The organism is Streptomyces sp. NPDC032472 (assembly GCF_040636955.1).
Lineage (GTDB): Bacteria > Actinomycetota > Actinomycetes > Streptomycetales > Streptomycetaceae > Streptomyces.
In genome coordinates, this window is sequence record NZ_JBEZVK010000075.1 from 13907 (window position 1) to 28289 (window position 14383).

The following is a 14383-nucleotide window of genomic DNA, read 5'->3' on the forward strand; positions in this document are numbered from 1 at the left end:
CTCACGGGCCGCCGTACGGGCCGCCGTACGGGCCGCCGGAATCACGCCACCGGGAGCCATCCGGCCATTCTCTTGGCATGGCCCTGACATTTCATGGTCCTCGTGGGACCTTCCCTGGCGAAACGCAGAACCCTCTCCCCCGGCCGGACGACGGAAACCGCCTCCGCCGGCCGGGTGCACGCCGGCGCGGCCCCCGTGCCGTGCTCACACACCCCACGAGGACGTGGCGAAGAGGAGCGACAGCATGAGGATTTCGACCTGGACGGGCACGGCCGCCATGGCCGCCGCGCTGCTCGTCGGCGGTGCGGTGCCGGCGAGCGCCCTGGGACCCGCGGCCGACCAACAGCTCGACGGCGTCATCGTGGTCGCCGGCAACACCTGCACCTGGACCAACGCACGGACCAGCGCCAGCCCCCCGAGCACGCTGAGCGTCGACCGCACGACCATCAACGCGCCCGGCGGCAACCTGAGCTGCGGCGGCGGCATCACCGCCACCCTCAACAACAACCCCGTCTTCACCTTCGACGACGCCGCCGGCACGGCGAAGACGGACGTCATCGACATCACCGGCAAGCAGTCCTTCATCAGCTGCCGATTCAAGGCGACGAACATCGCGTGGAACCGTGACGCCTCCACCCGCAAGTACGTCAACCAGGCGTTCACCGCCACCAAGGTCTCCGGCAGCTTCCTGTGCCCCGGCTCGGTGACCACGGCGGCCGGCGACGCCTCCATGCTCTTCCACTGAGGCCCCCCATCCGCCGACCGCCCGGTCCGTATGACACGTACGGACCGGGCGGTCAGGCGGTCGGGCGGTCAGGCGCGGAGCCGGTTCAGCCCTGGCAGAGGCCGCGCTCGTGGTCGACCGTCGCGGTCGCCCGGGAGTACTGCCACTGCGGGGCCAGCAGCTGGTCCTTCAGCTGCACGGCCGCGGCCGGATCCTCCACCACGTAGCCGAAGTCCTGGAGCCACGCCGGGTAGAGGTTCTTCGAGCCGATGTAGAAGGCCGAGTCGTCCACCGAGACCACCTTGTGGTGCTGGGCGTACGGACGGCCGTCGGCCCACTTCGGGCTCTGCGAGCTGCGGAACGTGGCCAGCTGGAGGTTCGAGCACATCGCGGCCTTCGCCGTGCCCTGGTCGCCGGTCACGAGGGCGAGGCGGTCGCGGAGGGTGTCGCTGATCTCCGACAGCGACTTGATCTGCGAGTAGCCGCCGCTGCCGACGGCGCCGCGGTTGGCCGGGTCGCTGACGACGATGCGCACCTTCACACCGCCGGCGATCTTCGCGGCGAGGGCGTCGTAGACGCGGATGTCATAACGGGGCAGCGGCGGGCAGGTCGCGTTCATGTCCTGCTGGGAGATCTCGATGTGCGAGGTGGCGCTGGAGATCAGCGTCCGCAGCGCGCTCTCCTCCGGGTTGACGGTGTCGTAGTCCCGGTCGGCGTTGGTGTTGTCGTGCAGGCCGACGACGCACTTGGTGTCGGGCGCGCTCGGGAGGGTCGGCCGGAAGGGGGAGGCGGGGTCGTTGCGCTTGATGCCGACGCCGAGGCCGCCGACGGCGATGGCCTGCACCCCGCCCGCGTTCGCCGGGCTCGCCGCGGACGCCGAGGGGGCGTTGTCCTTGGCCATCGAGGGCATGCAGCCGGCGCCGTTGGAGGAGGCGAACCAGACGCTGGCGATGTTGCCCTTGTTCTGGCAGGTCCAGGACCACAGTTCGTCGAGGTACTTGCCCGCGGAGGCGGCGGCCGGACCGCGCAGCGCGAGGTCGACGTCGGCGACCGGGTGGGCGGTCTCCAGGTAGTCGTCCTTCCAGCCGTTGATGCCGCCGGTGATCACGGACTGGCCGTCCACCACCAGGAGCTTGGAGTGGTTCCAGGAGAACGCGGTCTTGGAGGTGGTCATGGAGGCGACGTTGAGGTCGATGTTCGCGGCGTCCGGACCCAGCTTGGCCACCAGCTCGTCGCGGTACTTCGACGGCACCACGTTCAGGTGGTAGACCGGCGCGGCGCCGACGAGGATGCGCACCTTGAGCTTGTTCCCGCGCCCCGCGGAGGACTTCAGACCCGCCACGACCGCATCCTGGAACGCGCCGTTGGGGAAGGGCGCGAGGGTCGATATGTCGACGGTCCGGGTGGCCCGGGAGATGTTCTCCGTCATCTTCCCCAGCAGGCGCTGCGTACCGGGCCGCGCGGCGCAGGTGTCGTCACCCCAGCAACCGGGCGTCTGCAGCAGCCAGTCGCCGCCGCCCGGGGCCGAGGCGTCGAGCGTGTTGCCGGCCGTGCGCTCCCACACCTGGCCTTCGAGGCCGGGGGACACCTGGCGCAGCGACTGCTCGACCGTGTCGAGGTGGGGTGTCCCGGTGGCGCCGGCGCCCGTCGCGGCCGCGGCCGGGACGGCGGAGAACAGGGCCAGCAGCGCGGCCGAGGCCGCTGCGCGGGTGACGAGTGCGGAGGGGCGGTGAAGGAAATGGCGGTGCAATATGACTTCCTTGAACGAGGGATCGCCGTCGCGGCATCGAGACCGCAGGCAAGATCAACTCGCGGAAGTTACCACCCAGTCACCGGAGTCGGCGCCCGAAGGAACCGAATCCGGCCACCCCCTGCCGGTCCTCTGCGCAGGCGGCCGCACCGTCCACGCAGGGGCGAGGATTGGACAAGCGGTCGATCGACCGACCACGATGAGCCCGCAACATCGCGGCAGCTCAGGGGGGCAAACCGGTCACATGGTGTCGTTTCTCCGCTCGGTTCCGCATCGTCCCCGTTTCCGACACCGGAGAGATTTCGCCACATGAGCTTCGGCGACCCGAACAACCCGTACGGCCAGCAGCCCCCGCAGGGTCAGCCCGGTTACCCGCAGCAGGCCCCCCAGGGTGTCCCCCCGCAGTACGGCTACCCGCAGCAGCAGCCCCCGCAGGCCGCCCCGCAGTACGGCTACCCCCAGCAGCCGCCGGCGGCCCCGTACGGCGGCTACCCCGCCCCGGGCATGCCGGGCATGCCGGGCATGCCGGGCGCCGGAATGCCGCCGCTCGCCCACTGGGGCCAGCGCTTCGGCGCGTACCTGCTCGACGTCCTGATCACCGTCGTGCCGATGTACCTGCTCGGCTTCATCGACCTCGCCACCGGTGACAACCCGGACGAGCCGGGCGTCTTCTTCATGATCGGCGTGGTGTACGCGATCGGCATGGGCTTCTTCCAGCTGTACAAGGAAGGCTCCACCGGCCAGACGACCGGCAAGAAGATCGTCGGCATCAGCCTGCGCCGCGAGGCCGACGGCAACGTCCTCGGCTTCGGCATGGCGTTCGTCCGCAAGCTGGCCCACATCCTCGACGGCATCCCCTGCTACATCGGCTGGCTGTGGCCGCTGTGGGACGACAAGAAGCAGACCTTCGCCGACAAGGTGTGCAGCACCGTCGTCATCCAGGTCCCCAAGGGCTGAGGCCGCCCCTCCCCCGCACCTCCACCCGGCAGCGCCCCCCGCGCTGCCGGGTGGACCCGTTTTACGGCCCGGGGCCGTGCGCGCCTCGCGAACGGGCGTGCCGGGCCCGGCCACTGACGCCCCGTCCGCCGACCGCCCCCGCCGTCCTCCCTCAGCCTCACCTCACCCTCCCCCCTCGCTCCTCCCCCGGCCCTCCCCCTGTTCGTCCGGCCGGCCGGGGGCGAGCCGGTCGACCACCTCGGCGAGCTCGTCGCACAACTGCTCGATCTTCAGGCGGATGTTGTTCTGCTCGGTGACCAGCGCGGACAGCAGCAGCACGGTCAGCGCGGCCGATCCGTTCAGGCCCTGGAGGTTGACCATGACGTCGAACAGGCTGTGCCGGGCGAAGGGCCCGGCCTGGTCGATGGCCGCCCAGATGGCGAGGACGGACACCAGCAGCGCGCACGGAGCCCCCACGGAGTGCTGGAAGCGCACCGCCACCCAGATCAGCATCGGGAAGACCAGGAAGAGCAGCGACAGGGAGCTGCGGGCGGCGAAGACGGTGACGGCCGCGCAGCCCGCGAACAGCGCCGCCGCCTCGGCCGCCCGGAGCGGGTCCTCGGGCCTGCGCAGCCGCGGCAGGACGAGCAGCACCGGGGTCACCAGGAGCACGCCCATCGCATCGCCGGTCCACCACGCCGCCCACACCGACCAGAACTGGTCCGGCGGCAGGTCGCCGGTGGCCTCGAGCGTCGCGGCGCCGATGGTGGCGCTGATCAGCATCGGCAGCAGCCCGCCCAGGAAGACCAGGGCCAGCCCGTCCCGCAGCCGGTCCATCTCGGGGCGGAAGCCCACCCGGCGGAGCATCAGGTACGCGCACACGGGGGCCAGGGTGTTGCCGACGAGGAGCCCGAGGTCTGCGGGCTGGAAGGTGCTGATGTGCTCGATGGAGAGGTACGCGCCGAGGGTGATGCCGGGCCACACCCGCAGGCCCCACCACAGCAGGGCGGCGACGGCGATCCCGGTGGGTGCCCACAGCGGGGTGACCTCGGCTCCCCCGACGATGACGCGCAGCTGGAGGCCGATCCGTCCGGTGGCGTAGTAGGCGGCCGCGACGGCGAGGATCCGGAGGGTGTCTGCGAGGAGACGTCGCCATTCCACGGTGCGCACCACAGCATCAGACAACAACCGCAGCCCCGGGGCGGGTGTGACACGCGCTAGCCGGATGCGGGTCCGCCCGCGTCGTGGCTGATGACGAGCACGGCGGCGTCGTCCGCGTGGCCGGTGGAGTCGGCCACCTTCATCACCTCGGCGGCGAGTTCGTCCGGGTCGGCGCCCGCCGCCTCCCGCACCACCTCGACGACGCGTTCGAGGCCCACGTCGATGGGGAAGGACGGCCCTTCGACGACCCCGTCGGTGAGCAGGACGATGGAGCCCGCCCGGTCCAGACGGCGGCGGGTGACGGGGTATTCGGCGCCGGGGAGCATGCCAAGCGGCAGGCCGCCCTCGTCCTCGGTCATCCCGTAGCGGCCGTCGACCGTGGCCCACACGGTGGGTATGTGGCCGGCCCGGGCGCTGTGCAGCTCCCAGGTCCCGGGGTCGAAGCGGAGCAGGCTGCAGGTGGCGAAGAGTTCGGGTCCCGTCGAGAGCAGGACGTCGTTGGTCTTGCTGAGCACCTCGCCGGGGTCCGCGACGACCGAGCCGACCGCGCGCAGCCCGATCCTGACCTGCCCCATGAAGGCGGCGGCCTCCACGTCGTGCCCCTGGACGTCGCCGATGGAGAACGCGAGGGCGCCTTCGGCCAGCCGGAAGCCGTCGTACCAGTCGCCCCCGATGTCGAGGCCGTGGCGGGCGGGCGAGTAGCGCGCCGCGGTGCGCAGCCCCGGCAGGGAGGGCAGTGAGGCGGGCAGCATCTCGCGCTGGAGGGCCTCGGCGAGCTCGACGCGGGCCAGCTGGTGTTCGGCGCCCGCCCGCGCCCGGGCGGTGAGCCGCCCCAGGGTGCTCAGCAGGTCGTCCGCGCTGACCGAACGCGGGGTGCGGCGCGGTGCACGGCGCGGGTTCACGGACCGCTCCCGGGTGCCTCCACGTCCATAGGCCGCTTGTCCCCTGTTCTCGGCGCCTCGGCGCTCACGGCCTTCACGGCGCGGCGCGCCGAAGTGCCCGGCCCATCATATTTCCAGGGGTCCGCAGACCGCGACAGCTGCGGGCCGGGGCCCCGTCTCACGGGTCGGTCAGGACACCGCCGACCTGGCGGCCGACCACAGGGCGTGAGCTATGTTGGAGGAAGAGTGACGCGAGAGGGAGGCCACCGGTGTCATCGGGGCAGCAGGAACGCGCCCAGGCGGCTGCGATCACGCCGACGACCGGGCAGGCGCCGGACCACGGGCGTGCTCCGGGCGACCGGGTCCGCGCCCTGTTCGACGGCCACCGGCTCTCCCCCGGCCAGCGGCGCATCGCCCAGTACCTGGTCGACCACCTCACCGAGGCGGCGTTCCTGTCGATCACCGAGCTCGCGGAGCGGGTGGGGGTCAGCCAGCCGTCGGTGACGCGCTTCGCGACCGCCCTGGGCTTCAGCGGCTATCCGGCCCTGCGCGACGCCCTGCAGCCGATGGCGCTGAGCGCGGTCGCGGGCTCCCCGGAGAGCCGTGAGCAGTACCGGCGCAACGAGCTCCAGGCGGCGGTGGACGCCGAGATCGAGAACCTGGAGAGCGTGCGCAGGCTGCTGGCCGACACCAACCAGGTGCTGGACATCGGCCGCGAGCTGGCCCGGTCGGTGCCGCTGACGGTGCTCGGCCTGCGGATCTCGGTGTCGCTGGCGGAGTACTTCGCGTACGCGGCCCGGCGCATCCACCCGGACGTACGGCTGGTGACGCGGGGCGGGAGCGTGGCCTACGACGCGCTGCTGCAGTCGCGGGAGGCCGGCGGGACGTGGGCGTTGGCGTTCGCCATGCCCCGGCACGCCAAGGAGACCCTGTCGGCGCTGCGGGCGGCCCGGCACACCGGTCTGAAGATCGCCCTGATCACGGATTCCGCGCTGGGGCCGCTGGTGGAGGAGGCGGACGTGACGCTGGCGGCCGGGACGGGGGCGCGGCTGGTGTTCGACTCCTACGCGGCGCCGGGTGTGCTGTCGGCCGCCCTGCTCCAGGCGATGGCGGATGCGGACCCGGAGCGTACGCAGGCACGGCTCGAAGGTTACGAGCAGGTAGCGGACCAGCACGGATTCTTCCTCTAGGTCCGGATTTCAACCGGTACGAGGCCGTCCACTTTCACGCCGTCGAGGCGTATGTAATTTTTCATTCTCTTGTTTACTCGACGGTATATATGTTTACTGAGCAGCGCGCCGGATCCAGCAAGCGCCAAGGAGAGCGACCCCTACGCTCTCCCGGAACAGATACCCGGGCGGGACGACTCCTCCTCACGTCCCGCCCGGGTGCCGGTCCCCGGCATGAGGATCCACCAGAGCGCTCCCGGCGGCCCCGGTCAACCCCTGGACCGGGGCCGCCCACCATGTCTCGATCAGAGTTCGACACCACTCGGAAGCGACGAGAATGAGCCAGACGCTCTCCCCCACGCTCAGCCCGGACTGGCCCTGCCAGGTCAAGGCCCCCGGCACGCACGACTGGGAACGCACGGCCATGCGGTGGCTCCGGGACCTGCTCCCGGCCCGCTACGGCGCGTACTCCACGCTGACCCGCAGCCCCGTCCTGCTCGCCCGGCACGCGCAGCTGCAGCTGCAGCACGAGATGCGCGCCGTGCGGGTGGCGCTGGAGACCAGCCGGGCCGAGCTGCCGTCGATGGGCGTGGCCGAGACCGTCATCGAGAACTCGATCCGCATGTACGCCGTGGAGCTCCAGCAGCTCGGCCGCCTCTCCCGCGCGGTCCGGCTCGTCGGCGACGCCCTGCGCGCCGGCTGACGGTCAGACCCAGTTGACGCCCGCGCGGTCGAGCAGCGGGTCGTCCACCAGCTCCCAGAGCGGCACCGCGTAGTTCCCGAACCCGTACCGGCCCCCGTAGTGCAGGCCGAGGACGCGGTGGTCGGCCAGGTCGAAGACGGGTGAGCCGCTGTTCCCGCCCAGCGTCGAGCAGTCGTGCTTGACGGTGAGCGTGTCGGGGAGCAGCCCGGTCGTCGTACCCGGCTGGAGGCGCTTGACGTTGTAGACGTCCATGAAGATCCTGCGCATGGCCTCAGGTTCGTTGCGGCGGCCGTCCTCCGCCGGGTAGCCGATCACGTACACGGGCCGCCCGGGCACGTCGCCGGGCGGATCGGCCGCCACCGCCAGCGGGGTCACAGGCGCGCGGCCGCCCGTGCCGGAGGTGTCCACACGCAGCAGGGCGAGGTCGGCCTCGGGGTGGATCCCGACCACCCCGGTGACCGCGTACTCGAACGAGGCGTCGCCGGGAACGGCGGACAGCTCCTCGGCCAGGTCCAGGCGGGCGGTCACCCCCGGCTGGAAGGTCCAGCCCGCTCCGTCCTCACGGGCGAACTCGACGGCCACGTGGCGGTTGGTCATCACCACGTCGGGGGCGACGAGGAACGCGGTGCCCACCCAGTCCAGCCGGGCGTGCCCGGTGACGTCGACGCGGCCGACGCGGGCGATCGACTCCCGGATGCCGGCCCGCTGGCCGTCGAGGACGGCCCAGTCACCCTGCTGCGAGGGGAAGTCCTGGCCCTGGATGACGATGGCGGGCCTGCCCTCGAGCAGGACGATCGCCTCGACGCCGAAGTACTCGTCGTCCTCCACCTCGTCCTCGCGGCCGGCCGCGATCTTCTCCAGCCCGCGGGCGCCGGCCGCCAGCACCTTCGCCCGCTCCTTCCGGGCGAAGGCGCCGATCTGAGCGTCCGGCGGGAGCTCCTGGAAGGACTCCTCGACGTCGTCGTCCGCCCTCAGGCCCTGGCGTACGCGTGCGGCGACCTCGCCGAGGTCCCGGAAGACCTCCTCGGGCCGGGTCGCCACGGGTGATCGGCTGCCCATCGCTCCTCCTCTCACTGCCCCGGCTCACTGCCCCGGCGCGCCGTTCGGGCCGCCGAGCGCGGCCTGCGCCGCCGCGATCTCGGCGTGGACCTCGGGGCTGTGCTCCGCGAGGTGCCGCATGACGCTGCTCATCTGGGTGCCGAGGTTGACGAACCCCTCGGTCCGGCCCTGGAAGACGATGCCCCCCTCGGCCTCCTTCTCCACCCGGCGTGTCCCGCGGTGCAGCGCGACCACCGTCCAGTCGTCGGTGAAGACGGGCGAGCCGGAGGAGCCGCCGCGGGTGTCGCTGAAGTAGCGCAGGTCCTTGTCGTCCGCGTCCAGGACCAGGTTGTTGCGCAGGGCGACGCGCTTGGGCTGGCCACCCGGGTGCTGGATGATGTTGACCGGCACCGGCTGGGCCAGCGCGGCCTGCAGCGGCTCGGTGGCCACCCGCAGGGCGGGCCGCGGCGACTGGTCGGCGATCCGCATGACCGCGTAGTCGAGTTCCTCGTCCCAGGCGAGCAGGCCGGCGGGGGTGACCTCCTCGGTCTCCGTCTCGTCGGCTCCGTAGTCGAAGCGGGAGCGGGAGTTCTGCGCCTGGAGCTGGAGGTCGGCCGGGTCCACGGTGCCCCGGTCGCCGGCGGTGCGGGTGCGGGCGTAGACCACGTGGTGGTTGGTGATCAGCAGGCCGGGGGCGATGAGCCAGCCGGTTCCGGCGTGCGGGTAGCCGTTCGGCTGGAGCGGGGCGCCCCCCTGGTACGGGGTGACCTTGAGCCGGGCCACCGAGGCGCCCGAGAGGAACCCGCGCTGCAGGAACTCGAAGGGCACGGTGTCGTCCAGGAAGACGATCTCCTCCTTGGTCTCCCCCACCGGCGGCGGCGCCACCGGTACGTCGGGCTCGCCGGCCGCGTCCCGGGCCACCCGGTCCAGGGCGCGCTGGAAGACGGCGAGGGGGCCGGCCTCGGCCGTCTGGGCGACGGCGTTGCGCAGCCAGATCTCCAGCGGGACCGAGCCGTCGACCAGCCGCTCCACGCGGTTCATCTCGTTCAGGTCCGAGTTCACCTGCATGGCGGGGGCGTCGACCAGCGGCAGCACCCCCGCGTACTTGGGCAGGATGCCGTCGAGGAGCAGCCGGCGGGCCGCGGGGTCGGCCAGGCCCGCCTCCAAGGCGGCGTCCTTGACCTGGATGATGTCTTCCCTCGGCAGATACGGGTCGCTCATGCCTGCTCAGGCCGCTTGCGGGCCGTTCCTTTCCGCTGTGCGCCGGGGTCGGCGCGGCGTCGGACCGGGGGCGTCCGGGGTGGTCGCCGCCGCCACACCGGCCACCAGCAGGCCGCTCGGGTCGCGCAGCACGAGCAGCCGCCGGGCGAGGGCGAGGAGGCTGTCGCGGCCGCGGGCCTCCCGCAGGACATCGGCCGCCCGCAGCGGCGGCGCCGGCGCAGGCCCCAGCGCGGTCGGGGGCGGTACGCGGCCGGCGGCCTCCGCCAGGATCTCCTCCAGGGCCGGGCGCAGTTCGGGCTGCTCCTGCGCGGCCCCGTCGATCGCCTCCCCGAGGGTGTCCGCGACCGCGTCGACGGCCTCAGGCAGTCCCACGGCCTGCAGGACGCGGTCCAGGGCGGCCGGGTCCTGGCGGGCCGCCTCGGCCGCGGCGTCCCGCACGAGGTCCGGCCGTTGGCGCAGCGCCTCGTCGGACAGCTGCCGCAGCATGGCCGCGAGGCCGTGGTCGAGCTCCGACCGCGCCTCGCGGACCGGGGTGAGCCGGGCCCGGCGGAGCTGGGCCTCCACCGCATCGAAGGGCCGGCCGAGCGCGGTGGCGACGCCCTGTGCCGCGGCGAGGTCGCGCCCGGCCTCCTCCAGGTCGCCGTCCTCCTCCGCCAGCTCCGCGGAGAGCATCAGCAGGTCGAGCTGTGCCTCGGCCTCACCCGCCTCCTGCGCGCGCTCCACGGCTTCCTGCGCCCGCTCCCTCGCCTCCGCCCGGCGTCCGCCGCGCCACATGGTCGCGACCTGCAGGGAGTACAGACGGCTGCCCGGTGTCCAGGGCGGGCGGGCGTCCAGCCGGGCGGCGGCCTCGTCGATGTAGCCCTGCGCCAGCAGGTCCTCGACCTCGTGGGCGATGATGCGCTGCCAGTCCTCCGGGTCGGCTCCCCGCAGGGTCCGGTCGGAGATGTGACCGCCCAGGCGACCGACCAGGAAAGCGGCAGAGCGGGGTGCCATGTCCGCGGCGGCGTCGCCGAGGTGGCGCTCGACGCCGGCCTGCCAGCGCTCCTCCACGGCCCGCGGGTTCTCGTTCAGGCGCAGCCGGTGGTAGATCTCCTCGGCTCGGTCGTCCACGCCGCCGCGGGCGGCGTAGTACTGCACGGCGCGCTCCGCGACGGACCGCATCAGGCCGGTGCGTGCGGTGTCCGCCAGGCGCAGCATGATGGACCGCAGATCGCCGGCGTGGCGTACGGCGTCGGGGCCGGCCGGCTCGGTGAGGTCGAGCCGGGCCAGCCGCTCGAAGAGGCGCCGGGCCTGGGCCTGGGAGTCGACCCGCAGCCCGCACGGCCTGGCGAGGACCTCTTTGACCAGGCCGGGGGTGATGGTGCGCAGGGCCAACCCCGCCTGGGCGAGGGCCCGTACCGCGTCGTCGGGGATGTGCTTGAGGATCCGGTCGTACAGGGTGCCCTGGACGAGCATCTGGTCGACCTGTCGGTCGAAGTCCCGCCGCCGGGCGGGCAGGCTCTCGACCAGTTCGCTCAGCGACACGGCCTCGGCGGCCACGGCCGCGGCGGCCCGGGCCGCGAGCTTCAGGCTGAGCGGGTGCCCGCCGACCCGCTCGGCGAGCGTACGGGCCACGGCGGCGTCCGGGACTCCGCACGCCGTCAGGAGCCCCACGGCGGCGTCGGGTTCGAGCTCGCCGAGTGCGATGGTGCGCAGGTCGGCGGCCCGCGCCGGGTGGTCGACCGGGGCGCGTCCGGCGACGATGAACCGCAGCCGCGGGCAGGCCTCCTGGAGGGAGGTCCACAGGGACCACAGCCGGCCGATCGCGATGCTCGCGCGGTACTGGGCCGTCTCGAACGAGTCGATGGCCACCACCAGCAGCGGGCCGTCGCCGTCCGCCGGTCCCGCCGCCTCCACGAGGAGCTGCGCGACCCGCCGGACGAGGACGCTCTCCCGTTCGCGGGCCACGGCCTGGAACCGTTCGGCTGCCGTGCGCCCGTCCTGTGCGCGGACGGTGGACGGCTCGTGCCTGTCGTCGAGGGTGTTCTGCTCGTCCCGCTGGGTGCGGGCCGTCTCCTCGCACTCGCTGGCCAGCGCCTCGAACGCGCCTCGGTGGCCGGGGTACTGGACGGCGAGCTGGCGGGCCATCTCGGCGATCAGGGTGGCCGGCTCGTGGACCGAGAGGGTGGGCCGGTCGAAGTCGATGTAGGCGAAGGGGAAGGAGAACGGGGATCCGGCCGGGCCGTCGGTGCTGTCCAGGAGGAACTTGGCGAGCAGGGTCGTCTTGCCGATCCCGCCGACCCCGTGGACCACCAGCGGCGGCCGGCGGACCGGGCCGTCCTGGCCGAGGACGTACGACCGCAGCGCGTCCAGCGCGGCGGCGCGGCCGCAGAAGGTGTCCTGCACCAGGCGGCGGAGCGGCTGGAGCAGCCGTGCCCGCTCCAGCTGCTCCTGGACGTGCTCGGGGGCGGGGAATCCGGTCGCACCCGGGATCAGCGAGAGCCACAGCGCCGCCTGGAGGGTGGCGGTGAGGGTGTCGACGTCCTGCTCCTCCAGCGGGGCCGGCGGCTTGCCGCAGAGGTGGTCGAGGACGATCCGTTCCGGTCCGGGGTCTTCGGGGACCTGGTCGAGGTTGGCCTCCAGGGCGCGCCGGGCGGCGTCGGGGCCGGTGAGACCGCGCAGTGCTTCACGGCGGACCTCGTCCTTGAGGGCCCAGACCGCTTCGGGAGGCAGGGCGAGGGCCGTGCTGTCGTGGACGAGCGCCAGCTGCGCCCCGCCCTCGGCCTCCCGCTCGCCGGGCAGCTTCAGGCCCGCCGGGTCGAAGCGGGTGAGCAGGCAGGCGGCTTCCCGGTAGGCCCTGCGGGCTTCCGCCACGGGCGGCGGCGCCTGCGGGCCCCCGACGGTGCGCAGCGCCTGGTGCAGCCGTGGGGCGAAGTCCTCCCCGGGGTTCAGGGAGCCGAAGGTGCGCACGGTGGTCTCGGCCGCCATGCGGAGCCGGCTCATGTACGAGTCGTCCCCCGGGGCCTTCGCCATGTCCAGGACCGCTTCGACGGCGAGGTCCACGCGCGCCGTGAGGGTGTCCGCGTCCTGGAGCACCGGCGCGCTGGTGAAGAAGTCCAGGAAGAAGGCGCGCAGCTCGTCGGGCCCGACGGCGTGTGCGGTGTCCCGGAGCACGTTCTTGCGGATGTCGTACGGCAGCTGGGGCATGGTGGGCCCGTAGCCGAGCAGGACGAGCTGGGGCGGGGTCTCGTGCGGGGCCGGGGCGTACTCGTAGACGGCCTGGGCGAGCTGGCCGATGCAGTCCCACACGTCGGAGTTGGCGTCGAGGGCGTCGCAGTCGTCGAGGACGATCCAGAACCGCTCCGGTACGGCCGTCGCCCGGGCGACGACGTTCTGCACGGCCTCGTCGACCGACCACAGTGGATCGTTCAACTGTGTGGGGTTCAACGGAGAGGAGGTGTCGCGGTCGACCCGTTCGGCGATCTGCCGGATCAGCTGTGCGGCGGTCGTCGTACGCGACAGCTTCACGCGGACCGGGCGGAACGCGCAGTGCTGGCCGAGGTACCGGATGAGTTGGTAGGTGTACGAGCGGCCGCTGTCGGGCTCCCCGTCGACGACCAGCACGGTCTTCTCGGGGTCGGCGACCAACTCCTTCAGCCGTTCACGCAGGTCGGCACGGTCGATGAAGACCTCGGTGCCGTTCCGCAGCACGCTGGTGAGGAAGTGGTCCCCGGTGACGACGTGCACCTGCTCGTCCTCTTCGAGCCTGGCCCGGTAGCCCTTGAGCTCCGCCTCGAAGTTCTCCTGAACGGTCAACCGGTCGAGGGTGAGCAGGAGGTCGATGAGGTACAACTGCGAAACGATCGTCCTGCGCACGGCCCTGACCAGGCTGGCGGCGTTCTCCCCGCTCACGTTCGTCAACCGGAGCCCGCCGATGAACTCCGGGGGGTATCCGGCCCCCCGGAGCCGGCCGTAGGGGTCGGCGGTGTTGAGGAGGTAGTCCCGGACCCATGCGGTGACCAGAACCCACTCCGTTTCGGCGAGCGGCATGGCGCACCTGTCCCGCCGCCTTCGAGGGGCGGCAGAGGGATCGATTGGTGATACCTGTCATGGTTTCACCTGGTTCACCCGACTGCAAGGCCACCGAACAGGCCGCGGACGGGCTCCCGGACCGGGCCGGTCGCCAGGTACTCCAGGGCCCCGTGGTGGTTGCCGCTGCTGTTGACGACCAGGTGGTCCGAGACGAGGCGGACCGGCGCGTACTCCGGCCGCAGGGTGTGGTCCAGCGCGACGAGGTCCCGCGCATCGGAGGCGTTGCGCCAGGCGGCCACTCCCGCCGGGACCGCGGGCGGCTCGTCCAGGACGTCCTGCACCTCGCGGACCCCCAGGGGCGAGCCGATGGTCACCAGGAGGCCCACCTCGCGCTGCTCCTCCCTCAGCTGTTCGTACGCGGCGATGCTGCCGAGGCTGTGGCCGATGACGACGAGCGGACCGGCGGCGCCGGCGCCCGCCAGCAGCTCGTCGCACGCCCGGCGGACCACGTCCCGGATGGCCTGACCGGCCCCGCCGAAGGAGTAGGCGTAGACGTCCTTGAAGGTGTGCTTGACCAGCAGCCGGAAGACGGAGGTACGGGCGGGGCCGGGCAGCGGCAGCGCCTCCGGAGCGGCGCCCGCCGGCGGCGGTGCCTCGCCGGCCTCGGCGAGCGCGTCGGCGAGGTAGGTCATGTCCCGCAGCCAGACGACCAGGGACGCATCGGGCGGCGTCGCGGCCTCGCCCTCCCCATCGCCACCGCGCCCGGGCCCGGCCCCGCCGCCGGCCGCC

Annotated in this window: 10 protein-coding genes and 1 pseudogene; 4 read left to right on the plus strand and 7 right to left on the minus strand. The window is 72.8% G+C overall.

Annotated elements, in window-relative coordinates:
- Positions 1 to 244: 244 nt before the first annotated feature.
- Entirely contained in the window at positions 245 to 745 is a 501-nt protein-coding gene (locus AB0F11_RS32075) for a hypothetical protein (RefSeq protein ID WP_362181335.1), read from the plus strand.
- An 85-nt stretch (positions 746 to 830) separates the two neighbouring features.
- Here the strand turns inward: AB0F11_RS32075 and AB0F11_RS32080 are convergent, their stop codons facing one another.
- On the minus strand, positions 831 to 2474 hold the full coding sequence (locus AB0F11_RS32080; RefSeq protein ID WP_362181338.1) for a phospholipase D-like domain-containing protein: 1644 nt from the start codon (positions 2472 to 2474) through the stop codon (positions 831 to 833).
- Positions 2475 to 2783: 309 nt separating this feature from the next.
- Between AB0F11_RS32080 and AB0F11_RS32085 the strand changes: the two genes are divergently transcribed.
- Positions 2784 to 3431 (plus strand): RDD family protein, encoded by a 648-nt coding sequence (locus tag AB0F11_RS32085; protein ID WP_362181340.1) that lies wholly within the window; start codon positions 2784 to 2786, stop codon positions 3429 to 3431.
- 162 nt (positions 3432 to 3593) lie between these two features.
- Here AB0F11_RS32085 and AB0F11_RS32090 read toward each other — a convergent pair whose 3' ends face one another.
- On the minus strand, positions 3594 to 4571 hold the full coding sequence (locus tag AB0F11_RS32090) for an MASE1 domain-containing protein (RefSeq protein ID WP_362181343.1): 978 nt from the start codon (positions 4569 to 4571) through the stop codon (positions 3594 to 3596).
- Positions 4572 to 4627: 56 nt separating this feature from the next.
- Entirely contained in the window at positions 4628 to 5473 is an 846-nt protein-coding gene (locus AB0F11_RS32095; protein ID WP_362181346.1) for a PP2C family protein-serine/threonine phosphatase, read from the minus strand.
- 248 nt (positions 5474 to 5721) lie between these two features.
- Between AB0F11_RS32095 and AB0F11_RS32100 the strand changes: the two genes are divergently transcribed.
- Both AB0F11_RS32100 and AB0F11_RS32105 read left to right on the plus strand, forming a co-directional pair.
- Entirely contained in the window at positions 5722 to 6642 is a 921-nt protein-coding gene (locus AB0F11_RS32100) for a MurR/RpiR family transcriptional regulator (protein ID WP_362181348.1), read from the plus strand.
- 316 nt (positions 6643 to 6958) lie between these two features.
- Complete coding sequence (locus tag AB0F11_RS32105) at positions 6959 to 7324, plus strand: hypothetical protein (protein WP_362181351.1); 366 nt, start codon at positions 6959 to 6961, stop codon at positions 7322 to 7324.
- A 3-nt stretch (positions 7325 to 7327) separates the two neighbouring features.
- Here AB0F11_RS32105 and AB0F11_RS32110 read toward each other — a convergent pair whose 3' ends face one another.
- The 4 genes and pseudogenes from AB0F11_RS32110 to AB0F11_RS32125 form a co-directional block, all read right to left on the minus strand.
- A complete protein-coding gene (locus AB0F11_RS32110) occupies positions 7328 to 8383 on the minus strand; it encodes a serine protease (protein WP_362181354.1) in 1056 nt (351 codons plus the stop codon).
- A 24-nt stretch (positions 8384 to 8407) separates the two neighbouring features.
- Positions 8408 to 9583, minus strand: a complete 1176-nt coding sequence (locus AB0F11_RS32115) for a trypsin-like peptidase domain-containing protein (RefSeq protein ID WP_362181357.1) — start codon at positions 9581 to 9583, stop codon at positions 8408 to 8410.
- 6 nt (positions 9584 to 9589) lie between these two features.
- The gene (locus tag AB0F11_RS32120; protein ID WP_362181360.1) at positions 9590 to 13612 is read right to left on the minus strand and encodes a hypothetical protein; all 4023 of its coding nucleotides are present in this window, start codon (positions 13610 to 13612) and stop codon (positions 9590 to 9592) included.
- 74 nt (positions 13613 to 13686) lie between these two features.
- Positions 13687 to 14383, minus strand: a pseudogene (locus tag AB0F11_RS32125) (hypothetical protein); the annotation flags it as partial.